17 protein-coding genes and 1 tRNA gene are annotated in these 23,460 nt (G+C 64.8%); 9 read left to right on the forward strand and 9 right to left on the reverse strand.

What is annotated here, in order from left to right:
* On the reverse strand, positions 1–2,735 hold a 2,735-nt coding region (locus V3H18_RS09955), incomplete at its 3' end, for a helicase-related protein (protein ID WP_332081876.1).
* Positions 2,736–3,566: 831 nt separating this feature from the next.
* Positions 3,567–3,640 (reverse strand) — tRNA-Gly (locus V3H18_RS09960).
* 156 nt (positions 3,641–3,796) lie between these two features.
* Here V3H18_RS09960 and V3H18_RS09965 point away from each other — a divergent pair.
* Positions 3,797–4,162, forward strand: coding sequence for a TIGR02300 family protein (locus V3H18_RS09965; RefSeq protein ID WP_332081877.1), 366 nt, complete (start codon positions 3,797–3,799; stop codon positions 4,160–4,162).
* 106 nt (positions 4,163–4,268) lie between these two features.
* On the opposite strand, the gene V3H18_RS09970 is transcribed toward V3H18_RS09965, so the two are convergent.
* Positions 4,269–4,676 carry a MucR family transcriptional regulator gene (locus V3H18_RS09970; RefSeq protein ID WP_332081878.1) on the reverse strand — a complete coding sequence of 136 codons (408 nt, stop codon included), beginning with the start codon at positions 4,674–4,676 and terminating at the stop codon, positions 4,269–4,271.
* A 313-nt stretch (positions 4,677–4,989) separates the two neighbouring features.
* On the opposite strand from V3H18_RS09970, the gene acuI reads away from it, so the two are divergent.
* From acuI to V3H18_RS09990, 4 genes are all read left to right on the forward strand, one after another.
* A complete protein-coding gene (gene acuI / locus V3H18_RS09975) occupies positions 4,990–5,985 on the forward strand; it encodes an acrylyl-CoA reductase (NADPH) (RefSeq protein ID WP_332081879.1) in 996 nt (331 codons plus the stop codon).
* A 234-nt stretch (positions 5,986–6,219) separates the two neighbouring features.
* Positions 6,220–6,687: a transcription elongation factor GreA gene (greA, locus tag V3H18_RS09980; RefSeq protein ID WP_332081880.1), complete on the forward strand. Its 468-nt coding sequence runs from the start codon at positions 6,220–6,222 to the stop codon at positions 6,685–6,687.
* Positions 6,688–6,781: 94 nt separating this feature from the next.
* Positions 6,782–8,092, forward strand: coding sequence for a replication-associated recombination protein A (locus tag V3H18_RS09985; RefSeq protein ID WP_332081882.1), 1,311 nt, complete (start codon positions 6,782–6,784; stop codon positions 8,090–8,092).
* Positions 8,093–8,334: 242 nt separating this feature from the next.
* A complete protein-coding gene (locus V3H18_RS09990) occupies positions 8,335–9,213 on the forward strand; it encodes an outer membrane protein (protein ID WP_332081883.1) in 879 nt (292 codons plus the stop codon).
* Between the two features lie 132 nt (positions 9,214–9,345).
* Here the strand turns inward: V3H18_RS09990 and V3H18_RS09995 are convergent, their stop codons facing one another.
* Entirely contained in the window at positions 9,346–9,582 is a 237-nt protein-coding gene (locus V3H18_RS09995; protein ID WP_332081885.1) for a hypothetical protein, read from the reverse strand.
* On the opposite strand from V3H18_RS09995, the gene V3H18_RS10000 reads away from it, so the two are divergent.
* The 4 genes from V3H18_RS10000 to V3H18_RS10015 all read left to right on the forward strand — a co-directional run bounded on the left by V3H18_RS10000 (position 9,572) and on the right by V3H18_RS10015 (position 16,140).
* Entirely contained in the window at positions 9,572–10,768 is a 1,197-nt protein-coding gene (locus tag V3H18_RS10000; protein ID WP_332081886.1) for an efflux RND transporter periplasmic adaptor subunit, read from the forward strand. The two genes, V3H18_RS09995 and V3H18_RS10000, sit on opposite strands and share 11 nt — an antisense overlap.
* A gap of 136 nt (positions 10,769–10,904) precedes the next feature.
* Positions 10,905–14,123 (forward strand): efflux RND transporter permease subunit, encoded by a 3,219-nt coding sequence (locus tag V3H18_RS10005; protein WP_332081887.1) that lies wholly within the window; start codon positions 10,905–10,907, stop codon positions 14,121–14,123.
* A 4-nt stretch (positions 14,124–14,127) separates the two neighbouring features.
* Positions 14,128–15,537: a TolC family outer membrane protein gene (locus V3H18_RS10010; protein WP_332081888.1), complete on the forward strand. Its 1,410-nt coding sequence runs from the start codon at positions 14,128–14,130 to the stop codon at positions 15,535–15,537.
* A 123-nt stretch (positions 15,538–15,660) separates the two neighbouring features.
* The gene (locus V3H18_RS10015) at positions 15,661–16,140 is read left to right on the forward strand and encodes a hypothetical protein (protein WP_332081889.1); all 480 of its coding nucleotides are present in this window, start codon (positions 15,661–15,663) and stop codon (positions 16,138–16,140) included.
* A 157-nt stretch (positions 16,141–16,297) separates the two neighbouring features.
* Here V3H18_RS10015 and V3H18_RS10020 read toward each other — a convergent pair whose 3' ends face one another.
* The 5 genes from V3H18_RS10020 to V3H18_RS10040 all read right to left on the reverse strand — a co-directional run bounded on the left by V3H18_RS10020 (position 16,298) and on the right by V3H18_RS10040 (position 23,453).
* Complete coding sequence (locus V3H18_RS10020; protein ID WP_332081890.1) at positions 16,298–16,534, reverse strand: hypothetical protein; 237 nt, start codon at positions 16,532–16,534, stop codon at positions 16,298–16,300.
* A 486-nt stretch (positions 16,535–17,020) separates the two neighbouring features.
* Complete coding sequence (locus V3H18_RS10025; RefSeq protein ID WP_332081891.1) at positions 17,021–17,302, reverse strand: hypothetical protein; 282 nt, start codon at positions 17,300–17,302, stop codon at positions 17,021–17,023.
* Positions 17,303–17,459: 157 nt separating this feature from the next.
* On the reverse strand, positions 17,460–20,171 hold the full coding sequence (gene acnA, locus V3H18_RS10030) for an aconitate hydratase AcnA (protein WP_332081892.1): 2,712 nt from the start codon (positions 20,169–20,171) through the stop codon (positions 17,460–17,462).
* A gap of 161 nt (positions 20,172–20,332) precedes the next feature.
* Positions 20,333–21,808 carry an MDR family MFS transporter gene (locus V3H18_RS10035; protein WP_332081893.1) on the reverse strand — a complete coding sequence of 492 codons (1,476 nt, stop codon included), beginning with the start codon at positions 21,806–21,808 and terminating at the stop codon, positions 20,333–20,335.
* Between the two features lie 61 nt (positions 21,809–21,869).
* Positions 21,870–23,453: a RecQ family ATP-dependent DNA helicase gene (locus V3H18_RS10040; protein ID WP_332081894.1), complete on the reverse strand. Its 1,584-nt coding sequence runs from the start codon at positions 23,451–23,453 to the stop codon at positions 21,870–21,872.
* Positions 23,454–23,460: the final 7 nt, after the last annotated feature.

The raw sequence follows: 23,460 nt of genomic DNA on the forward strand, positions 1-23,460 counted from the left end.
CCTGCGCTCTCGATGGCGGCGGTTTCGTCGCGCGTTTCTTCGGCCGTTTCGGCCGTTTCGGCGGCGACGGGCGCAGGCTCCGGCTCGACCGTCGGCGCTTCGACGGCGGCCGCCTCCGGTTCGACCGGCGCTTCAGGGGCAGACTCGGGCGCTTCGGCCGCGGGCTCCGCGGCAGCCGCCGCTTCGTCCGCCGCTTTAGGCGTCAGCGGCTCGGTCGACGCCGCGGGAACGAGCGCGGCGGTGATCGCCGGACCCGGCCGCTGGGTCGAGGCGTAGCCGAGCGATTTCAGGATGGAGGAGAAAGCTTCGCCGGAACAGCCGGTGAGCGAGGTCATCGCCACGGTGACGACGAAACCATCCTCGTCGGCCGCGCCGGGCGGCGGCTCGCCGACGCTTGCGCCCGGACGATAGGCGATGGCCGGGCGAATTAGGTCGGCGAGGCGCTCCAAAATATCGACGCGCACCACGCGCTCGCCGCAGGCGCGAAATCCGGCCGCGCGATAGAATCCCTTGGGGATCGAGGCGTCGGCCGCGAAAGAGGTGCGGCCCGAAGCCGCAAGATGCGGGACTTCCTCAAGCCCTTTTACATTTTCGAGCCCGCCGTGATGCAGCGCCCAGAGCAGCGCGGCGAGCGAGCGCGGCGCGGGCTTGAGCAGCGCCGGCAGATAAATGTGATAGGCGCCAAAGCGCACGCCGAGCTTGCGCAACGCGCCGCGATCCTCTTGCGTAAAGCCCTTGACTTCCTTGGCGACGCGGGCGCGGTCCAGCACGCCCAATTCTTCGGCGAGCTGGTAGGCGACGCCGCGCGTCACGCCCTCCAGCCCCTCGCCCTTTTCGAGCTGTTCCAGCGGCCCCAGCAGCTTCTTGACATGCTGCGCGAGCCACAGATCGAGACGCTGCTTCACCTTGTCGAGCGCGGCGCCGGCGAGCTGCTCGTCGGCGAGGACGCGGGTCGTCGGCGCGAGCGCGCCGGCGCCGGCGGCGATCTTGCCGACCGGCTCGCCGAGCCAGCGGATGACGCCGTCATTGCCCAGCGCGAAAGCGTCGTCGACGGCGTCGAACACCCGCGTCGCGCGCGCCTCGAATTCTCCCGCAAGCGCCTTTTGCGCCGCCGCGTTCAGCGCCTTCGCCGCTTCGGCGGACGCGCGGGGGTCGGGCGTGAAGCGAAATCCCTGGAGGCTTCCGACATGCTGGCCTTCGACCAGCACGTCGCCGGCGGCGTTGATTTCAGCTTCAAGCATCGCATTCTCTCTCAGGCGGCGCATCAGCACGCTGGTGCGACGATCGACGAAACGCTGCGTCAGGCGGTCGTGCAGCGCGTCGGATATGCTGTCCTCTACCCGACGCGCGACGCTCTGCCAATGCTCGGCGTCGTCGAGCCAGCCGGCGCGGTTGGCGATGAAGCTGATCGTGCGCACTTGCGCGAGGCGGCTCGCCAGCGTCGCGATGTCGCCGTCGACGCGGTCGACCGCGGCGATATGCTGCGCCATCCAGTCGGCGGCGATCCTGCCACGGCGCGCGATGAAAGCGAAGACGTCGAGCGCAAGCTCCGCATGGGCGGCGGGCGACGTCTTGCGATAGTCGGGAATCTGGCAGGCGTCCCAGAGCCGCGCGACGTCGGCGGGCGTCTTGGCGTTGCGGCGCGCCGACTCGTCGCGGCTCGCGGCTTCGAGGGCCAATTGGTCTTCCGCGACCGGGGCGCGCATGAAATTCGCCTCTTCCGGCCCGCGCTCCAATGAGCGCATCAGATCCTCGATCGAGGAAAAATCGAGTTCGCTGTTGCGCCATTGCAGCCGCGCGACCGGATCGAAGCGATGATCTTCCAGCGCTTCGATCAGCTCTTCCTCGAAGGGCGGGCAGCGGCCGGTGGCGCTGAAGAAGCCGTCGCTCATATGGCGCCCGGCCCGCCCGGCGATCTGGCCGAATTCGGCCGGCGTCAGGCGCCGGTAGCGCCAGCCGTCGAATTTCCGGTCAGAGGCGAAGGCGACGTGATCGACGTCGAGATTGAGGCCCATGCCGATGGCGTCGGTCGCGACGATATAGTCCACGTCGCCGGCCTGATAGAGTTCGACCTGGGCGTTGCGCGTGCGCGGCGAGAGCGCGCCGAGCACCACCGCCGCGCCTCCCCGCTGGCGCTTAACCCATTCGGCGATGGCGTAAACTTCCTCGGCGGAAAAGGCGACGATGGCCGTGCGGGGCGGCAGGCGCGAAATTTTCTTGTCGCCGGCGAAGGAAAGTTTCGAAAGGCGCGGGCGCGAATGGATGGGCGCGCCGGGGAACAGCTCCGCGATCAACGGCGCCATGGTCCCCGCCCCGATGAGCAGCGTCTCCTGTCTTCCGCGCCAATGCAGCAGCCGATCGGTAAAGACATGGCCGCGGTCGAGATCGGCGGCGAGCTGGATTTCGTCTATGGCGACGAAATCCGCCTCGACGTCGCGCGGCATGGCTTCGACGGTCGCGACCCAATAGGCCGGCGCGCGGGGCTTGATCTTCTCCTCGCCGGTGATGAGCGCGACATTTTCCGCGCCGACGCGCTGGGCGACGCGGTTATAGACCTCGCGCGCGAGCAGACGCAGCGGCAAGCCGATGACGCCGGAGGAAAAGGACAGCATCCGCTCGATGGCGTGATGGGTCTTTCCTGTATTGGTAGGGCCGAGCGACGCCGCGACCCCTGCGTCCGAACGCCTCGTGCGGACGGCGGCGCGGCGCGCCGGGAGGGACGGCGCGACTGTCATTTTCTTCTTTGCGGTCCTCGAGCGCTTCCCTGATCCCATGGATCATGTGATCGACAGGAATCGCTAAAAATCAAAATGTTGGAGCTGTCTCCCGTGGAACAAGGCCTGCAACTTTTTTTGGAACTTGCCCTCGTTCCATTGGGGCGGGAACGCGCGGCGCGCTCGCTGCGCCCGGCGCCCCTCCATCGTCTCATATCGAAACTTCGCGCCGGCCGCGACTTTACCTTCCGAACAGCTTGCGAACGAATCGCGCCCGAATCGCTGACTCGCGCGGAATCACGCTCTGTTCCATCAATATATAGGTGTTTATCGGATCGCTTGGCCAGAAGTTGGGTTTTTGACGCCGCGCGACGCGCCTTCAGGCGCCGCGTCGGCGAATCAAAAACGGACTCGAAACAGGGCCGCTGTCAACGGGTCGGCAAGGCGCTTATTGTTAAGCTTTGGGACCGACCGGGAACGCAACCGGCACGAATCGCTGATGCGCCCAGGTTAGCGATGCGTTCTTCAGCTTTCCGGGGCCGCGCCGCGCCCGCGCGGCGGCCGCCCTGCGAGGAGAAGCGGCGGCGAAAGCGCGCGAGCGTTAACGCGGCTTTCGCTTCTGGCGCGGATTGAAACGGGGAGCGGCGCGCCGCGAAACGGCAGTGGGGAGGTCTGCGACGGCTCCGGGCGCGACACATACGACAAAGAGGGTTAACGCAGGGCGGGATTCCCCGCGACGTGAAGACGCAGTTTCGTGGCGACGCGCATTGGGAAAGTTCTTCTTCGACGATATTCGCGTCGGTCAACGCGACGCGCGTCGGAACGGGATCATCGCTCGAGAGGGAATTTGGCTGGAGCGGGTGAAGGGAATCGAACCCTCGTATTCAGCTTGGAAGGCTGCTGCTCTACCATTGAGCTACACCCGCGCGCTCCGATTTCTATGCCAACCCGCGCGCCGCTTTGCAATGGGCGCGAAGCCGCCGCATTTCCTATTTGACAGCGGCGCGGGACCCCACTAACCGGAGCGCCCACAGTCTTTCATTTGGCGGGCGTTCCCACGCTGCTTTTTTCGAGGACCAACCGTGGCCAAACCCGAACTCGGCGCCAAACGCCAATGCCAGTCCTGCGGGACGAAATTCTACGATTTAAACAAGGATCCGATCGCCTGCCCCAAATGCGGCGCGATTTATCAGGTCGCCGCAGTGTCGCGCGCGGCGGGGCGCGTCGTCGAAGCGGAAGACACTGAAATCGAGAAGGAGAATCCCGATACTGTGTCGCTCGAGGAGGTCGAAGAGACGGAAAGCGTCGCTGAATCGATCGACGTCGAGGACGATGTCGAGATCGAAGCGGACGACGCCGACGACACTTTCCTCGAAGAAGAGGAAGGCGACGACGACGATGTTTCGGGCCTGATCGACGGCGACATCGAAAGCGACGAGGAAACCTGAAGCGCCTCGCGGCTCCGCCCAAATGCGGCCCGATCTCATGGAAAAGCCCGCCGCTGACCGATCAGCGGCGGGCTTTCTGCTTTACGGGAAAGCGCCCCGTCCGCCTTTATTTTGCGCGACGGCGGCGCTGTTGGCCGAGCCCCATCTGCTTGGCGAGATTGGAGCGCGCCTTGGCGTAATTGGGCGCGACCATCGGATAGTCGGCCGGCAGGCCCCATTTCTCGCGATAGTCTTCCGGCGAAAGGCCGTATTGCGTGCGCAAATGACGCTTGAGGGATTTGAATTTCTTCCCGTCCTCAAGGCAGACAATGAAATCGTTCGTCACCGAGCGCTTGACCGCAATGGCGGGCTTGGGCGGTTCGGAAGGCGCCGGGGCCACCCCCGAGCCGACGCGCAGCAGCGCGTTGTAGACTTCATTGATCAGGCTAGGCAACTCGCCCGCGGGCACCGAATTATTGCTCACATAAGCGGAGACGATATCGGCCGCGAGTTCGATATTGTTGGCTGCGTTCATAGGATTTGCTCACCACTTTCCGTTGAGATCAAAAGACAACCGACGCGTCCTTGCGCGAAAGCCCCGCAAGGGGGGCGCCCCCAATTCAATGCCTGCCCGAGCATGAGAATCATCAATGTGACGTTACTTGTGGATGACGTAACAGAATATTGAGGCTACAGCAAGAAATATTATCTAGTATTGCTTGATCCGAATTTTTAATAGTTGATCGTGGCGCTTCTTGGCCTTTCCGACCAAGATCACACATGTTTTCCTTTTTTTGACTGTTGTTCCCGGCTAGAAGCGCCGATTCGCGCTGCGACGGAGAGCCGCCATGACCGATTTCAGGGCCATTCGGATCGACAAGGACGACGGCGGCGCCCGCGCCGCCTATGTCGAAATGCGCGAGGCCGAACTCATGGAAGGCGACGTCGATCTCGACGTCGCTTTCTCGGCGATCAATTATAAGGACGGCCTCGCCGTCACCGGCAAAGCGCCTGTCGTGCGCCGCTTTCCGATGATTCCAGGGATCGATCTCGCCGGGCGCGTGACGCGCTCCGCCCACGCCGATTTCGCGCCGGGCGATCTTGTCGTCGCAACCGGCTGCGGGGTCGGCGAAGCGCATTTCGGCGGCTTCGCGCAAAAGGCGCGGCTTTCCGGCGATTGGCTTGTAAAACTACCGCCGGCGCTGACGCCCGCCCGCGCGATGGCGATCGGCACGGCGGGCGTGACGGCGATGTTCTGCCTGCTCGCGCTGGAGCGCCACGGCCTCACGCCCCGGGACGGCGACGCCGTCGTGACCGGCGCTTCCGGCGGCGTCGGCTCTTTTGCCGTGGCGCTTCTCGCCAGGGCCGGCTGGCGCATCGCCGCCGTCACCGGCCATCCGGCGGAAGCGGACTATCTGAAGCGCCTCGGCGCGGCGGACATTCTCGCGCGCGATGAATTTTCGGCGCCGGGCAGGCTTTTGCAAACGCAAAGATTCGCCGCGGGGGTCGACACCGTCGGCGGCGCGACGCTCGTCAATATCCTGGCGCAGACGCGCTTCGACGGCGCCATCGCCGCCTGCGGCAATGTCGCGGGTATGGAGTTCGCGGGGAGCGTCGCGCCTTTCATTCTGCGCGGCGTGTCGCTGCTCGGCGTCGAAAGCGTGCGTCCGCGCATGGCGCTGCGCCGCGCCGCCTGGGCGCGCCTCGCGCAGGACCTCGACGGCGACGCCATCGACGCCATGAGCGAGATCGTCTCCTTCGACCAGGCGCTCGAACGCGCCCGGGCGATCGTGACGGATAAAATCCGCGGCCGCGTCGTGATCGACCTGGGGCTGCGGCTTTAGGCCGCCGGCGCGAAGCGGCGGGTCCATGCCATATGAAGGAGCGTATCCTCGAACGCGGGGGCGCCATTCTCGACAAGGGGGCGCGTCTCGGGTCTAATGCGCCGACGATAAGCGCGCTCATGCGTCGGGATTCATGAGCGTCCCGGGGGCGGCTTTTGCGCGGTCTAGGGGGCAGATCGTTTAATAACAGAAATCCGCTCGCTCCCCGATCGGGACGAACAAGGGCAAAGGCGCATGAGTTCGGCTTTCACCAAGGAACAGGACGACGACAATCCGCGCGAAGATTTGCCCGACCGGCCGATCAGCCCGCATCGCAATCTGGTGACGCCCGAGGGCCTCCAGCAGATCGAGGCGGAACTCGCGCGCCTGCATGCGGAAATCGACCGGGCGACGGCGCAGGAGGACAAGCATGCGCTGGCGCTCGCGCAGCGCGATCTGCGCTATTGGATGGCGCGCCGCGCCAGCGCCGAGGTCATTCATCCAATCGCCGACCATTCGCACGTGCGCTTTGGCCATCATGTCGTCGTCGAACTCGACGACGGCGAGCGCCGCCGCTTCAAGCTCGTCGGCGAGGACGAGGCCGATCCCGCGAAAGGGCTCATTCCCTATGTCGCGCCGCTCGCCGTGGCGCTGATGGGAAAATCGGTGGGCGATAAGGCGGAGGTCATCCATCACAGCGCGCGGATCGTCGAGATCGCCTGACGCGGGATCGCCCAAAGCGCGCGTTTCCTATTGCGGGCCCCTCTTAGGGGCCATGGCGGTTTCGGGCGAAAACGCTTAAATTGCGCTCAGCTCCATGACCGATCTGTTTCAAGCCGCAAAGCTCGAAGAGGACGCCCCGCGCCCGCTCGCGGACCGGTTGCGTCCGACCCGACTCGACGAGATCGCCGGCCAGGATCATCTCCTCGGGGCGGACGGCGCGCTGACGCGGCTCATTCGCGCCGGCGCGCTCGGCTCGCTGGTCTTCTGGGGGCCGCCGGGCACCGGCAAGACCACGGTCGCGCGGCTGCTCGCGCATGAAACCAATCTCGTCTTCGTGCAGATTTCAGCGATCTTTTCCGGCGTCGCCGATTTGAAGAAGGTGTTCGAAGCGGCGCGCGCGCGCCGCGCGGCGGGCCAAGGCACGCTGCTCTTCGTCGATGAGATTCACCGCTTCAATCGCGCCCAGCAGGATTCCTTCCTCCCCGTCATGGAGGACGGCACGGTAACGCTCATCGGCGCGACGACCGAAAATCCCTCCTTCGAGCTCAACGCCGCGCTGCTGTCGCGAGCGCGGGTGATGACCTTCAAAGCGCTCGACGAAGCGGCGCTCGAAAAGCTCCTGGCGCGCGCCGAACAGGCCGAGGGCCGGCCGCTGCCGCTCGACGCCGACGCGCGCGCCGCGCTCATCGCCATGTCCGACGGCGACGGACGCGCGGCGCTGACGCTTGCGGAAGAAATCTGGCGCGCCGCCAAGCCCGGCGAAACATTCGACCGCGCCGGACTCGTCGAGGTGACGCAGCGCCGCGCGCCGATCTACGACAAAGCGCAGGAGGGCCATTACAATCTCATCAGCGCGCTGCATAAGAGCGTGCGCGGCTCGGACCCGGATGCGGCGCTCTATTATCTCGCGCGCATGCTCGTCGCCGGCGAAGACCCATTGTTTCTCGCGCGGCGCATCGTGCGCATGGCGGTCGAGGACATCGGCCTCGCCGATCCGCAGGCGCTCGTCGTCGCCAACGCCGCCAAGGACGCCTATGATTTTCTGGGCAGCCCGGAGGGCGAACTCGCGCTGGCGCAAGCCCTGATCTATGTCGCCACCGCGCCCAAATCCAACGCCGCCTATGTCGCCTTCCAGAGGGCGCGGCGGCTCGCCGTGGACAAGGGCTCGCTCATGCCGCCCAAGATCATCCTCAACGCGCCGACGAAAATGATGCGCGAGGAAGGCTATGGCGAGGGCTATGAATATGACCACGACGCGCCCGAAGCTTTCTCCGGCCAAAATTACTGGCCGGATTCGTTGAAAGCGCAAAAACTCTACCGCCCCGTCGAGCGCGGTTTCGAGCGCGAAATCGCTAAGCGACTGGATTATTGGGAGCGGCTGCGCAAGGAGCGCCGGGATTCATAGAATTTCTTGCGTCGCAACATAAAATCCTGAGACTTTTTCGGCTGTTGCCGAATTGTCACGCCTGTCTATAAAAGCGCCCGCCAGCGCCTAAAACGGCGGCGTTTCGATTGACCCTCGCGATGATTAGAACGTAATCCTTCATCCTATCGGCGCGATGTCGCAGGCGCGACGATCCAGCTTTTAAAGGATCGTGGAGCGACGCAGGCCGCAGGAATTGGATTTTTAAAAAGAGGGCGTCACCCATGACCAAATTGCCTCTCGCCGCTGGCTTCGCCTTGGCGCTCGCCGGATCCGCGTTCGCCGCCGACCTTCCCAGCTATAAGGCTCCTCCGCCGCCTCCGCCTCCGCCGCCCTTCACCTGGACCGGCCTCTATGGCGGCGTGAACGTCGGCTACGGCTTCAACGCCGGCGGGTCGACGGTCGGTTCGCAGATCTTCCGCAACGGCACCGCCGTTCCCACCGCCTTTCAAATCGGCGGTCCGTCTTGGTGGCTGGACAACAATATCCATGGCGTGACCGGCGGCGGCCAGGCCGGCTACAATTATCAGTTCAACCCGTGGTTCGTCGTGGGCGCCGAGTTCGATATCCAGGCCTCCGACATCCACGGCAACGTCAGCGGCGTCAGCGGCTTCCCGGCGGCGGGCGGCTTCAACCCCTATGTCGGCACGATCAACTCCGCCCAGCACGTCGATTGGTGGGGCACGGTTCGCGGCCGCCTCGGCGTGACCCTCCCCTCCTGGTCGAATCTGATGGTCTACGGCACCGGCGGTTTCGCCTATGGCGCCGTCAACAACACTTACGGCTATGGGGCCTTCGTGCCGCCGATCGGCACGCCCGGCGCCGCAGTCGCCAATGGCGTCTACGACAACACCAAGACGGGTTGGACCGCGGGCGGCGGCGTCGAGTGGACGCCTCTCTCCTTCCCGTCCTGGTCGCTCAAGGCCGAATATCTCTATGTCGACCTTGGCTCCAGCACGGTTGCGGCGCTCGGCGTCGGCGTGCCGACTGGCTTTGTCGCGGCCGCCGCCAATCGCACGCAGACCCGCTTCCAGGTGGTCCGCGCCGGCGTCAACTGGCACTTCAATCCTTTCGCGACGGCGCCGGTTCTGGCGAAATACTGAAACCCGACGCCCGAAGACGCGACGCGAAAGCCCGGCTCCCGCAGCCGGGCTTTTTCTTTGGCCGCGGCGGCTTTCCGCGTCGCCGCGCCGTTCAGGCGCATGACCGCGCGGCGATGACATCGGCGCAAGTTCTTAAAAAAGTCGACGGACTTTTTCGATCAGAACTTGCGCCAGCTTATTAATTTGGCGCGATTTCTTATCGATCGGACGATTCCGTCCGATCGGAAAGCGCGCTAGAAAGGGAATCAATGGCGGGCGCGCCTTTGTCCCCATCTTCGGCGCGCCCGCCATTGGCTCGAGCGGCGCGCGGGTGATAGGCCTTCCTGACCGCTCGTCACGGAGCCGATTCACGCCGATCATGATCCGCAAAAGGTTCGCCCTCATCCTCGTCATCGTCGCGAGCCTTGCGGTCGGGGCGACTCTCCCCGCCGTCTTCGAGTCGATGCGCGGCCGTTTTGCGCCTACGGAGAAGGAAGGCGACGGGGCGCCCGCCTCGGACGCGCTCGTCAAGCTGACGCAAGAGCAGATCGACGCCGAGAAGATCGAGACCGCGACGGTCGGACCCGGCGTCATCGCCCGCCGCATCACGGCGCCCGCCGCCGTCAAGCCCGACCCCGACCGGATCGGCCGCGTCGCGGCGAAAGTCGCCGGCGTCGTCGCGGAGTTGCGCAAACGGCTTGGAGACAAGGTCGCGCGCGACGAAGTCGTCGCCGTGATCGACTCCCGCGAAGTCGCCGACGCCAAGAGCGAATATCTCGCGGCGATGGTGAACTACGATCTCCAGAGCGCCCTCTTTCAACGGGAAAAGGGGCTGTTCGAGAAAAAGATCACCGCCGAGCAGCTTTTCCTGAAGGCGAAGACGACCTTCGCCGAAGCGAAATTGAAGCTCGATCTCGCGCGCCAGAAGCTCGCCGCGCTCGATATGAGCGAAGAGGAGATCGCCGCCCTGCCGTCGCAGCCGATCGCCGCGCTGCGCCGCAAGGAGATTCATTCGCCCCTCGCCGGCCGCGTCATCGAGCGTCTCGTCAGCGTCGGCCAGCCCGTGGGCGGAGAAGGCCAGGCGAAGGAGCTCTATGTGATCTCCGACCTGTCCGTCGTCGAACTGGAGATCGCCGTCCCCGCCGCCGATCTCGGCCTGTTGCGCGACGGACAGGCGGTGAAGGTTCAAAACGCCGAAGGGCAAGTATTCGAAGGCAAGATTTCTTACGTCAACGCCATGATCACCCGCGAGACGCGTTCAGGGAATGTGCTGGCGACTTTCGCCAATCCCGATTTTACGCTGCGCCCGGGAAGCCTCGTCGAGGCCGAAATCAGCCTGAAGGAAACGCCGGCGCGCATCAGGATTCCCCGCGCCGCGACGATGATCATCGAGGGAAAGCCCGTCGTCTTCGTTCGCACGCCGGACGGCTTCGTGAAGCGCGAGGTGACGCTGGGCGGGGTCGACGACGCTTTCGTCGAGGTCGTCTCGGGTCTTAGCCCGGGAGAAACGATCGCCGTCTCCAATGTCTTCCTGCTCAAGGCGGAGCTTGGAAGACTCAGCATTCCGGCCGAATGATGCATAGGGCGCGCTACGAAATAGCGGGATGCGGCTTTTCGCGTAACGCGCGCTCTCAACTTTTGGAGTCGATCACATTATCCGCATTTGGGCGATTCCGCCCGGATGCGGCGTGATCGAGCGGCGGACGGCGTTCATGATCAAGAATCTCATCGATTTCTCGGTCCGCGCCCGCTGGCTTGTCGTCCTGTTGACGGCGCTCGTCGCCGCCGTCGGCGTCTGGTCGCTGATGCGTCTGCCGATCGACGCCGTGCCGGACATCACCAACAATCAAGTGCAGATCAACGCTCTCGGGCCCGCCTTCTCCGTTTTCGAAATGGAAAAGCAGGTCGCCTATCCGATCGAAAGCGCCATCGCCGGCATTCCGGGACTCGAATACACCCGCTCGCTGTCGCGCAACGGCTTCGCCCAAGTGACGGCGGTATTCGCCGACAAGGTCGATATTTATTTCGCGCGCCAACAGGTGGCGGAGCGGCTGATGCGCGCCAAGGAGTATTTTCCGCCGGGCGTCGACACCTTCCTCGGGCCGGTCGCCACGGGTCTGTCGGAAATTTACATGTGGTCGGTCTCATATGCGCCCCGTCGGGGCGGCGAGCCGACGGTCGACGGCGAACCCGGGTGGCAGAGCAATGGCGACTATCTGACGCCGGAAGGCCATAGGCTGCGCACGGCGCTTGAAAGGACGGCCTATCTGCGCACGGTGCAGGACTGGATCATAAAGCCGCAATTGCGCACCGTGCCCGGCGTCGCCGGCGTCGACTCGCTGGGCGGCTATGTGAAGGAATATCACGTCCAGCCGGACCCCGCGAAAATCTTCGCGCTCGGCCTCTCCTTCGCCGATCTCGCCGACTTGATCGCGCGCAATAATATCAGCCGCGGCGCGGGATATGTGGAGCGCAACGGCGAGGGCCTCGTCGTGCGCAGCTCCGGGCGACTCGAGTCGATCGAGGACATCGCCAAAGTCGTCGTGACGACGCGCGGCGGCACGCCGGTGCGGGTCGAGGACATCGCCGACGTCGGCGTCGGCCGGGAATTGCGCGTCGGCAGCGCCAGCATGAACGGCGAAGAGGTTGTGATCGGCACGGCGCTCATGCTGATCGGCGCGAACAGCCGCGAAGTCTCGCGCGCGGTCGACGCCAAAATGGCGGAAGTCCGCAAGGCGCTGCCGCCGGGCGTCGACGTGCGCACGATCTTGGACCGCACGCTGCTCGTCAACGCCACGATCAAGACCGTCGCCGCCAATCTCCTCGAAGGCGCCGCGCTCGTCGTTCTCGTGCTTTTCTTCATGCTCAACAATTTCCGCGCCGCGCTCGTGACGGCGGCGGTCATACCTTTGACGATGCTTCTGCTGGGCATCGGCATGTATGTCGGCAAGATCAGCGCCAATCTGATGAGTCTCGGCGCGCTCGATTTCGGCCTGATCGCCGACGGCGCCGTCATCGTCACGGAAAACTGCCTGCGCCGTCTCGGCGAGCGGCAGAACGCCCTCGGCCGCACCCTTACGCTCGAAGAACGCCTGAAGACCGTCGTCGATTCCGCCGTCGAGATGCGACGCCCGACAGTCTACGGACAAATGATCATCATTCTCGTCTATGTGCCGATCCTCACCTTTTCGGGCGTCGAGGGGAAGATGTTTCACCCGATGGCGATCACCGTCATTCTGGCGCTCGTCTCGGAATTCATCCTGTCGCTCACCTTTTTCCCCGCGGCGATCGCGATCTTCCTTTCCGGCTCCGTGCGCGAGTCCGACAATGAGATCATGCTGGCGCTCAAACGCTTCTACGAGCCCATGCTGAAATGGGCGATCGCCTCGCCCATAAAGCCGATCGCGATGGGCGTCGGCGCCTTCGCCTTCGCCGCGCTCCTTTACATGACCCTGGGAGAGGAGTTCGTTCCGACGCTCGACGAGAAAAACATCGCCATGCAGGCGAACCGCATCCCGAGCGCGTCGCTCACCCAGGCGCAGCAGATGCAATTCGAAATCGAAAGGGCGCTGCGCAGTTTTCCCGAAGTCGACTACGTCTTCTCGAAGACCGGCACGGCCGAGATCGCCACCGATCCCATGCCGCCCAATTTGACCGATACTTTCATCATGCTGAAGCCGCAGGACAAATGGCCGGACCCCAAGCTTCCGAAAGCGGAGCTTATCGAGAAGATGAAGGCGAAACTGTCGCTCCTGCCCGGCAACGCCTATGAGTTCAGCCAGCCGATCCAATTGCGCTTCAACGAATTGCTCGCCGGGGTGCGCGGCGACATCGCCGTCAAAGTATTCGGCGAGGATTTCAACGTGACGCTGAAAGCCGCCAACCAGATCGCCGGCATCCTCAACTCCGTGCCGGGCGCGACGGACGTAAAGGTGGAGCAGGTCGTCGGCCTGCCGCAGCTCGACATATCCGTCGACAAGGGCGCGATCGCGCGTTTCGGACTCAGCGTCGGCGCCGTGCAGGACGTGATCGGCGCGGCGATCGGCGGCCAGAAGGCGGGCGTCGTGTTCGAGGGCGATCGCCGCTTTCCCATCGTCGTGCGCCTGCAGGACAATTTGCGCGAGGACGCGCAGGCGCTCGAAACCATTCCCGTCGCCCTGCCGACGCGGGCGTCGGAGGCGACGTCGGTCGTTCTGCTCAAACAGGTGGCTAAATTCTCCATCGTCGAAGGGCAGAACCAGATTTCGCGCGAGAACGGCAATCGACGCGTCGTCGTCAGCGCCAATGTGCGCGGACGCGACATCGTCTCCGTCGTCAATGAGGCGCGCGCGAAAATCGAGGCGAAGGTCGCTCTGCCGCCGGGCTATTGGATCGTCTGGGGCGGCCAGTTCGAAAATCTCGCCGCCGCGCGCGAGCGCCTCATGATCGTCGTCCCGCTCTGTTTCTTCCTCATCTTCCTGCTGCTCTATTCGGCGCTCGGCTCGCCGCGCGACGCGGCGCTCGTCTTCACCGCCGTGCCGCTCGCGCTCTCGGGCGGCGTCGCGGCGTTATGGCTGCGCGGCATGCCCATGTCGGTCTCCGCCGCCGTGGGCTTCATCGCGCTCTCCGGCGTCGCCGTCCTCAATGGTCTCGTCATGCGCTCCTACATGCATCAACTCATGGCGAGCGGCGTGCCGGAGAGTCAGGCGATCTTCCAGGGCGCGATGACGCGGCTGCGGCCCGTGGTGATGACGGCGCTCGTCGCCTCGCTCGGCTTTTTGCCCATGGCGCTCGCGACATCGACGGGCGCCGAAGTGCAAAGGCCGATCGCGACCGTCGTCATCGGCGGCCTTATCAGCGCCACGCTTCTGACGCTGGTGATCCTGCCCGCGCTTTACACATTGTTGGGCGGCGCGCGCGATCGCGAAATCGCGAAATCAAGCGGGGGCTGAAGAGGTGAGTCGGCGCCGCATCCTCCTGCTCCTGGTTTGCCTTGTCGCCAACGCCGAGGCGGCGCGCGGCGAAACCATGACGGGCGCGATGCGCCGCGCCTATGCGGCCAATCCGACCCTCAACGCCGGTCGCGCGAAGTTGCGGGCGATCGACGAATTCGTCCCGCAAGCGCAAGCCGGCTTGCGGCCGCGCGTTTCGGCCGACGGCTATATCGGCGCGCAGCGGAATCGCCTGATTACCCAGCAGCGCGACGTTTATCTCGACGACCCCACCAGGGACGACCGTTCGAAGAGCATTCAAAACGGCGGCAGCATGCCGCGCGCCGGGGTCCTGTCCGTCGAGCAACCGATCTTCGACGGCTTCAAGACGCAAAATCAGACGCGCGCGGCGGAATCGGGCGTCTTCGCCGGGCGCGAGCGGCTGCGCCTCACCGAGCAGCGCGTGCTCTTCGACGCCGTGTCGGCCTATATGAGCGTGTTGCGCGACACGGCGGTGCTGAAATTGCAGGAGAACAATATCGCCGTTCTCGCTGAGCAATTACGCCAGACGCGCGAACGCTATCTTGCCGGACAGATCACGCTCACCGACATCGCTCAGGCGGAAGCGCGGCTCGCCGGCGGCAAATCGCTCGCAAGCGCGGCGCGCGCCGCGCTCGACGCGAGCATCGGCGTCTATCGCCAGACGATCGGCGTCGAGCCGACGAAGCTCGCGCCCGGCGCGCCGGTCGACAGGCTCCTGCCGAAAACGCGCGAGGAGGCCGAGCGCATCGCGCTCGGCGAACATCCCTTCATCCTCGCCGCGCTGCATGACGCCGACGCCGCCGACCTCGACATCAAGGCGCTCGAAGCCGAATTCCTGCCGAAATTCTCCATCGTCGGCGATATTTTCTCGCAGACGGATTACACCGGCATCGGCAATCGCAACATCGGCGCGATGGTGGGAGGACGCCTGAACGTGCCGATCTATGAAGGCGGCATGACGTCCTCGCGCGTGCGCCAGGCGAAGGAGACGGCCGGGCAGCGGCGGTTCGACGCCGATGTCGCGCGCGCGGAAGTCCAGGCGCTGGTGCGCGCCTATTGGGGCGCGCTGCAGGCGGCGAAAACGCAGATCGCCGCCGCGCAAACGCAGATCGCCGCGGCGGAGCGCGCGCTTTACGGCGTGCGCGAAGAGGCGAAAGCCGGCTTGCGCACGACGCTCGACATTCTCAATGCGCAGCAGGAGCTGCTCAATGCGCGCATTGGCCTCATTGCGGCGCAGCGCGAACGCGTCGTCGCCTCCTACGCCATGCTCGCCGCCATGGGCCGCCTGTCGACGGCCTCGCTCGGTCTCGACGAGGCCGTCTACGATCCCGCGCTGCACTTCGAGCAGGTCAAGGATTCTTGGGGCGGCCCGACGACGCCCGATGGCCGATAGGCTTTTCCGCCATGCGATCGATGCGCAAGACCTGCCCGGCGGCCGATGCTATAAGAAGCGCAATGAAGAAGACGCGCGCTCGAAAGCGCGACCGTCTCAAATCATATGAGAGGAGAGGACATCATGCGAGGCGCGACCATCAGGGTTCTTGTCGTAACGGCGGCTGCGACGCTTTTCGCCGCGGGATCGGCGCAGGCCTATTGTTTGTTCCGTTGCGATCCGACCGAGGACCACGCCCGGCAGATTTTAGAAAATCTCTTAAAGCAGCGTTTCGACAAGCCGGGGAAGATTGTCGAATTCAAACAGACGATGAGCGAGCGTCTCGAGATGCACGCCACCGGCGAAAAGGGCTATGAGATTTTCTTCAATGCGCGGGTCGAATTTCCCGAGGGCGCCAATCTCGAGTGCAAGCCCGACGCCGCCGGCGCCGTTCCCGAAGGGTGCTCGCCCAGCAAGCATTATGTGACGGCTCCGCGCAGCTCCGATCCCAAAGGCAAACAATATATCGCGCCCGGGTCGACGGTTCTGTTCGACGAAGAATACCGCTTCTACGAAGACCCGAAAGGCTGGAAGGGTCCGGACGGCAACGTCTATTCCCAGTAACGCGATCCAGCGTTATTGCGGCCGTTGCGCCAAGCGCGCGTCGGGAATGACGCGCTAGGGCGAAGGGATCAACCGGGTCCTCATCGCGCAAAAATTAGGGGCGCGCATGGAGTGCGCGCCCGTGTGATCGGCCCTGCCTGAGGGAAGGCTTGGCGTTTTATTCCTTGGTGTTCTGCGGGCAACCGCAGGCGGCGTCACAGGCCTTCTTATTGGCGAGGACTTCAACCTGGTTGGCGCCGTAATTCATCTTGCGGGCGAGGTACTCGTCATCGCACTTTTCCGCGCATTTCGCCTGCTTGTCTTCGTCCGCCTTATGGACGTCGCAGTCCGCGAAAGCCGGGCTAACCATGCCGACGACGAGAGCCGCCGCCGTCACAATAGCGAATTTCCTCATTTGGCGTTTCCTTTAGTTGCCCATGCCGGGCGATTGGACTTCGCTTGCGCTCGACCCCTCCCGCCTAAAACAGCAACGGCCTCACTAAACGCGACAAGCGCGCCGGACGATGTCGTATGTGGCCCCCAGTGTCAATTGCGTGTCAATAACCTTTTCGCGGCGCCAAACCTTTGCTTTGCGCGGCGCCCTTGCGGAAAGAGCCTCATGATTATGCAGGCTTGCCTTAACAAAAGGCCTGAAGCGCCGAAAGCGGGCGCGACTTTTACGCCCCTTGACGGCGACGCTTGCGCGTCTTCACGCAGCGCCGCCAAACGAAAGGGCGCGCAATGAATGCGCGCCCCTGCAAATTTAAGAGCAAGACCGCTTGAGACGGCATCGCACGGCGGCCCCGCCTCAAACGCGAATTTTGCTTTGTCTTTTTAAATTGGAGCGAGAGTCGCGTTCTGGATCGCAAGCGCGGAGCGTTTCCATCGAGAACGATCTCGCTTAAAGGCCCTTCGAGTTCTCGGGGCAGCCGCACGCCGCGTCGCAAGCCTTCTTGGCGGATTTGACTTTCCCCATGTCGGCCGTCCAGCCTTGCTGGTCCTTAAGATAGGCGTCTTCGCACTTGCTGGCGCAAACCGCTTGATCGTCATCCTTATGCGTATCGCAGCTGATGCGCGTCGCCTGGCTCGGCGCGCGCACGCCAACGGATCCATCCAACGCATAAGACGGCGCGGTCGTCGCCATGAAAAAGCCAGCGACGATCGCCAGAGCATATTTATTCATTTGTGCGTTTCCTCTTCTTCGCGTCCTAAGTTTATTGTTTTTGTCTTCGCGCCGTCCCGAACGCCCATAGCCTTCAATGGCTGCGACTCGGAATCCAGCCCGAAGCGTTTTACGCTGTCGGAGGAATCTTTAGGAGTCAATCGCTTTTCTTTAGCCTTCAAGGGGCAAGTTGTCGCAATACATAGGGGAGGATGCCGCCGTTTTTGAAGTATTCCAGTTCGTCTAACGTATCGATCCGCACGAGCAATGGCGCGGTCTTCGCCGAGCCGTCGCGAAAGACGATGGATGCGACGAGCGTCTGGCGCGGCGCAAGTCCGTCGCGCAATCCGTGGATGGTGACGACCTCGTCTCCAACGAGTCCAAGCGTCTCCCAACCCGTTCCTTCCGCGAAGGTGAGCGGCAGCACGCCCATGCCGACGAGATTGGAGCGATGGATGCGCTCGAAGCTCTTGGCGATCACCGCGCGCACGCCGAGAAGCGCCGCGCCTTTCGCCGCCCAGTCGCGCGACGAGCCATTGCCATATTCGGCGCCGGCGAAAACGACGAGGGGCGCGCCCTCGCGCCCATAGCGCATCGCGGCGTCATAGATCGACAGCGTCTCGCCGCCGGGATAATGCTTCGTCAGTCCGCCTTCGGGAACGACGCCCTCGGCGTCCCTCATCATGTAATTCTTGATGCGGATATTGGCGAAGGTCCCGCGCATCATCACTTCGTGATTGCCGCGCCGCGTGCCGTATTGATTGAAGTCGGCCTGCGCGACGCCGTGATCGAGCAGCCATTTGCCCGCAGGCGAGGCCGCCTTGATGGAGCCGGCCGGCGAAATATGATCGGTCGTGATCTTGTCGCCAAAGAGCGCGAGCACGCGCGCGCCGACGATGTCGTCGATAGGCTTCGGCGCTTTCGTGAGCCCGACGAAATAGGGCGGATCGCGCACATAGGTCGACTGGGCGTCCCAATTATAGGTCTCGCCGCCCGGCGCCTCGACCGCGCGCCAATGTTCGTCGCCCGCAAACACATTGGCGTAGGTCTCGCGAAAGAGAATGCGCGTGACATAGTTGCGAATGAAGGTCCCGATCTCTTCGTTCGAGGGCCAGATGTCGCGCAGATAGACGGGCGCGCCCGCGCTATCATGCCCGAGCGGCTCGCTCGCAAGATCGATCGCCACCGTGCCGGCGAGCGCGAAGGCGACGACGAGCGGCGGCGAGGCGAGATAATTGGCCTGCACGTCGGGATTGACGCGCCCCTCGAAATTGCGGTTGCCGGAGAGCACGGAGGCCGCGACGAGATCATGCGCGTTGATCGTTTTCGAAACCGCCGCGGGCAGAGGACCGGAATTGCCGATGCAGGTGGTGCAGCCAAAGCCGACGAGATTGAAGCCCAGATCGTCGAGCGATTTTTGCAATCCGGATTTGGCGAGATATTGCGCGACGACCTGACTGCCGGGCGCGAGCGAGGTTTTCACCCAGGGTTTGACCTTGAGGCCGCGCGCCAGCGCATTGCGCGCGAGCAGCGCCGCGCCGATCAGGACGCTGGGGTTCGAGGTGTTGGTGCAAGAGGTGATCGCGGCGATGACGACGTCGCCATGGCCGAGATCGTAAGTCTCGCCCTCGACCTTATGGCGCGGCCCGAGCCCGCCCTCTTTCTTATATTCGCCAGCGAGCGCGCTTGCGAACGCCGCGCCCACATCGCCGAGCGGCACGCGCCCTTCGGGACGCTTCGGCCCAGCGACCGAAGGCGTCACTTCGCCAAGATCGAGCGCCAGCGTGTCGGTGAATTCGGGATCGGGAGAATCCGCTTCGCGCAGCAAACCCTGGGCGCGCGCATAGGATTCGATCAACGCGATACGATCCTCCGTGCGGCCCGAGGTATTGAGATAGGCGAGCGTCTCCTTGTCGATCGGGAAGAAGCCGCAGGTCGCGCCATATTCGGGCGCCATATTGGCGATGGTGGCGCGGTCGGCGAGACTCATATGATTGAGGCCCTCGCCGTAGAATTCGACGAATTTTCCGACGACGCCCTTCTTGCGCAACATTTGCGTCACGGTCAGCACGAGGTCCGTCGCCGTCACGCCCTCCTTTGGCGCGCCGGTGAGCTTGAAGCCGATCACCTCCGGCGCCAGCATCGACAAGGGCTGGCCGAGCATCGCCGCTTCCGCCTCGATGCCGCCGACGCCCCAGCCCAGAACCGAGAGGCCGTTGATCATGGTGGTGTGCGAATCCGTGCCGACGACCGTATCGGGATAGGCGACCTCGAGAGTCTTGCCGCCGATGCGCTCCATGCGCGTCCAAACGGTTTGCGCCAGATATTCGAGATTGACCTGATGGCAGATGCCGGTGCCAGGCGGCACGACGCGAAAATTGTCGAAGGCCGACTGGCCCCATTTCAGGAAGCGGTAGCGCTCGCCATTGCGCTGATATTCGAGTTCGACATTGCGCGCGAACGCCTGCGGCGTGCCGAAACTGTCGACGATGACCGAATGGTCGATGACGAGATCGACCGGCACGAGCGGATTGATCTTTTGAGCGGTCCCGCCAAGCGCGACGACGGCGTCGCGCATCGCCGCAAGATCGACGACCGCCGGCACGCCGGTGAAATCCTGCATCAGCAGGCGCGCCGGACGGAACACGATTTCCCGTTCGGTCTTGCCTTTCTCGACGAGCCATTTGGCGAAGGTCTCGATCGTCTCCTTGGTGACCGAGCGTCCGTCCTCGTTGCGCAGCAGATTTTCGAGAACGACCTTGAGCGAATAGGGCAGGCGCGAGACGCCCGCGAGCCCGTTCGCCTCCGCCGCCTTCAAGGAGAAATAGCTGTAAGTCCGGTCCCCTACGACAAGCTCTTGGCGGGCGGAGAAACTGTCGAGAGAAGCCATGGAGACATCCTTGCGGCGAGAGGGGCGCGGTCTGGAAGCTTTCTAGAAAATTCCGCCGCTGAGACAAATAGAAAAGACGCGCCAAATGGCGAGCGCGCTGGAGCATGTTCGTGAATCGATGATTGACGCATAGGCTCCGGCATTATGATTGGCGCGATTTCCTATCGATCGGACAGCTCCCTCTGAGCGCTAGCGCGACGCTCGGTGCGCAGGGGCCGCTCCTCCATCCGGGCCATAAAGAAGAAGGCGAGGCCGACGCAGAGGGCGAGGGCGAAAAAGACATAGCGAAAGCTCGCCGCGAGCGAAGCGGCGTCGACGCCCGGCTTCAAATCCGCCAATAGCTCCGCCCTTCCGCCGCCGAGCGCGAGCGCCGCGAAAAGCGCGACCATGGCCGAAGCCCAAAGCTGGCGAAAGAACTGCATGGACGCCGTCGCCGTGCCGAGATCGCGGGCGTCGACGGCGTTCTGCACCGAGACGGTCGCGACCGGCAGCATGGCGCCGACGCCGAAGGTGACCACGGTGAGAAGCGCATTGAGGGCGAGAAGCGAACGCGCCCCGTCTTCCCCCATCATAAGGGCGGCGCCGAGGGCGGCGAGCGTCGCAAATCCAAGCGAAACGAGCGGCGCGAGCTTGTAATGTTTGAGATAGGGCATGAGTCGCCCCGCAAGCGTCGCGCCGGCGACCGTGCCGACCATCAACGGAATGAGCGCGAGCCCCGAGTCCCGCGCGTTCATGCCGGCGCAGGCCTCGTAATAGATCGGCATGACGACGGAAAGGCCAACGAAGGCGCCGAGCCCCATCGAGCTTGCCAGAATGGCGTTGCGCACGATCGCCAGCCCGAAAATGCGCGGGGGAATCAAAGGCTCGGCGGCGCGCGCCGTGCGCCAGGCGAAGAGCGCCCAGGCGAGGCAGGCGGCGCCGATGAGCCCGAGAATCGGCGCCGAGCGCCAGGGATAGCGCACCCCGCCCCAGCCGAGCGCCAGCACCGTTAGGCCGGAGGCGAAAATAAGCGCTGCGGCGCTCAGATAATCGACGCGATGCGGATGGCGGCGCTCCGGCAGCCGCTTGAGCCTGGCGTTGACGATGACGAACGCCGCAAGCCCGAGCGGGAGATTGATCCAGAAAATCAACCTCCAGCTCCAATATTGCGCAAAAAGCCCGCCGAGCGCCGGTCCGGCGATGCTCGAAACGACGAAAACCGCGGCGAAATAGGATTGGTAGCGGCCGCGCTCGCGCGGCGAGACGAGATCGGCGACGACCGTCTGGGCGAGCGCGATCAATCCCCCGCCGCCGAGGCCCTGAACGGCGCGCGAGATCGCCAGCGCCGTCATGCTGGGCGCGAGGGCGCAGGCGACGGAGCCCACGACGAAGGTCGCGACGCCGATCAGAATGACGCGGCGACGCCCATGGACGTCGGCGAATTTGCCATAGAGCGGCGTCACCACCGTCGCGGCGACGAGATAGGCGGTGACGATCCAGGGCAGGTCCCCGGCGTCGCCGAGCTCCGCCGCGATCGTCGGCAAGGCGGCGACGACGATCGTCTGGTCGAGCGCCGACAGCAGCATGGCGAGGCCGAGGCCGACCATCACCTGCCGAAGCTCGGCGGGACTGTATTGCTGACTGTCTTGAAGCGGCATCTGGACGGCGGTTATCCGGAAGATGGCGCTTAACTACCGCGTCGCGGCGCTCGGGGAAACCTTATTGTGCGGCGCAAATAACGCGCAGCAGGGCGGCGGCGTCCTCAATATCGCCGAGCGCCGGATCGCTCAGGCTCAAGGGACGCTCGCGGGCGAGACGGCGCAGCGCCGCCTCTGGAGCGACGGCGCGAGGGGCGATCCCGCGCCTTTTGGCGATGGCGCGGCGCTCGGCCTGCAGCGCCCGCAGCAGCCGAGCCTCCTCGATGGTAAGCGCGGGCTCCTGAGTTTCCGGAGGCGGCGGCGCTTCGACTGGCGCGGCGGCGACGCCGGCGTCGACCCCTTCTTCCCGCTCATGAGCGGGGCCGTCTCGCGCAACATGGGCGAAAGAGGCTCCCAGCGCCGCCCGCCAGCCAAGCGTCAAGGCGCCGAGACGGCCGGGCCAGGCCAGCGGCCCGCCCCGGCAATGGTCGCATTTTCCGCAAGGGGCGCTGTCCTCGCCGAATTCCCCCAGCAGGCGCTTGAACCGACAGCCGGAAGTCGCGGCGAGCCGCGCCATCGCCCTGCGGCGGGCGTAATCGCCCTCCGCCGCCTCGTCGGCGAGCGCCGCCCCGGGCGCGCGCCAGCGCAGTGCGAGTTCGGCCGGAGAGAACAGCGTCAGCGCCCGCGCCGGCAGTCCGTCGCGGCCGGCGCGGCCGATCTCCTGATAATAGCCCTCGACCGAAGTCGGGAGATCCGCATGGACGATGAAGCGCACATTGGGCTTGTCGACGCCCATGCCGAAGGCGATGGTTGCGACCATGACGACGCCGTCCCGCGCGAAGAACGCGTCCTGATGGGCGGCGCGCGTCCCGCTATCGAGGCCGGCGTGATAGGCGAGCGCGTCGAGGCCAAGCCGGGCAAGCTCGCGCGCGAGCCGGTCCGCCCCGTTCCGCGAATTGCAATAGACGACCCCGCTTTCCCCGGCCCTTCCGGCGAAATCCATGATCTGCCGCAGGCCCGGGCGCTTTCGCGCGAAAGCGAGCGAAAGATTGGGGCGCGCGAAGGAGCGCAGAAAAACGAGCGGCGTCCGCGAGAAGAGCGTGCGGGCGATGTCCTCGCGCGTGCGCGGGCCCGCCGTCGCGGTGACGGCGAGCGTCGGCGGCGCGCCGAGCGCGCGGGCGATCTCGCCGAGCGCGCGATAGTCGGGGCGAAACTCATGGCCCCAATGCGAGACGCAATGGGCTTCGTCGACGGCGAAGAGTTTTACGCGGCTCTTGCGCAGCCATTGCTGCGTTTCCTCCTGCGCGAGACGCTCCGGGGCGGCGTAAAGGAGCCGCGCGCGGCCGGAGCGAACCGCCTCGAGCGCGGCGCCGGCTTCCGCGTCGTCCTGCATGGAATGGAGCGCGACCGCGGGTACCCCCTTGTCGGCAAGCCCGCGAAGCTGGTCGCGCATCAGCGCGATAAGGGGCGACGCGACCACGACGAGGCCCGGGCCGGCCGCCGCCGGCAGCTGGTAGAGGAGGGATTTCCCGGAGCCCGTCGGCATGACGGCGATGGCGTCGCGCCCGGCGAGCAGGGCTTCCACGACCTCCTCCTGCCCCGGCAGGAAATCCGCAAAGCCGAATTTGCCGCGCAGCAAGTCCCGCGCGGAAACGGCGTGACTCAAGGCGGGT

The organism is Methylocystis borbori (assembly GCF_036576025.1).
GTDB classification, from domain to species: Bacteria; Pseudomonadota; Alphaproteobacteria; order Rhizobiales; family Beijerinckiaceae; genus Methylocystis; species Methylocystis borbori.

Coding starts and splice junctions, on each gene's coding strand:
- V3H18_RS09970 (WP_332081878.1), bottom strand. CDS start 4,676: ATGAACGCAGCCAACAATATCGAACTCGCGGCCGATATCGTCTCCGCT.
- acuI (WP_332081879.1), top strand. CDS start 4,990: ATGACCGATTTCAGGGCCATTCGGATCGACAAGGACGACGGCGGCGCC.
- greA (WP_332081880.1), top strand. CDS start 6,220: ATGAGTTCGGCTTTCACCAAGGAACAGGACGACGACAATCCGCGCGAA.
- V3H18_RS09985 (WP_332081882.1), top strand. CDS start 6,782: ATGACCGATCTGTTTCAAGCCGCAAAGCTCGAAGAGGACGCCCCGCGC.
- V3H18_RS09990 (WP_332081883.1), top strand. CDS start 8,335: ATGACCAAATTGCCTCTCGCCGCTGGCTTCGCCTTGGCGCTCGCCGGA.
- V3H18_RS10000 (WP_332081886.1), top strand. CDS start 9,572: ATGATCCGCAAAAGGTTCGCCCTCATCCTCGTCATCGTCGCGAGCCTT.
- V3H18_RS10005 (WP_332081887.1), top strand. CDS start 10,905: ATGATCAAGAATCTCATCGATTTCTCGGTCCGCGCCCGCTGGCTTGTC.
- V3H18_RS10015 (WP_332081889.1), top strand. CDS start 15,661: ATGCGAGGCGCGACCATCAGGGTTCTTGTCGTAACGGCGGCTGCGACG.
- V3H18_RS10020 (WP_332081890.1), bottom strand. CDS start 16,534: ATGAGGAAATTCGCTATTGTGACGGCGGCGGCTCTCGTCGTCGGCATG.
- V3H18_RS10025 (WP_332081891.1), bottom strand. CDS start 17,302: ATGAATAAATATGCTCTGGCGATCGTCGCTGGCTTTTTCATGGCGACG.
- acnA (WP_332081892.1), bottom strand. CDS start 20,171: ATGGCTTCTCTCGACAGTTTCTCCGCCCGCCAAGAGCTTGTCGTAGGG.
- V3H18_RS10035 (WP_332081893.1), bottom strand. CDS start 21,808: ATGCCGCTTCAAGACAGTCAGCAATACAGTCCCGCCGAGCTTCGGCAG.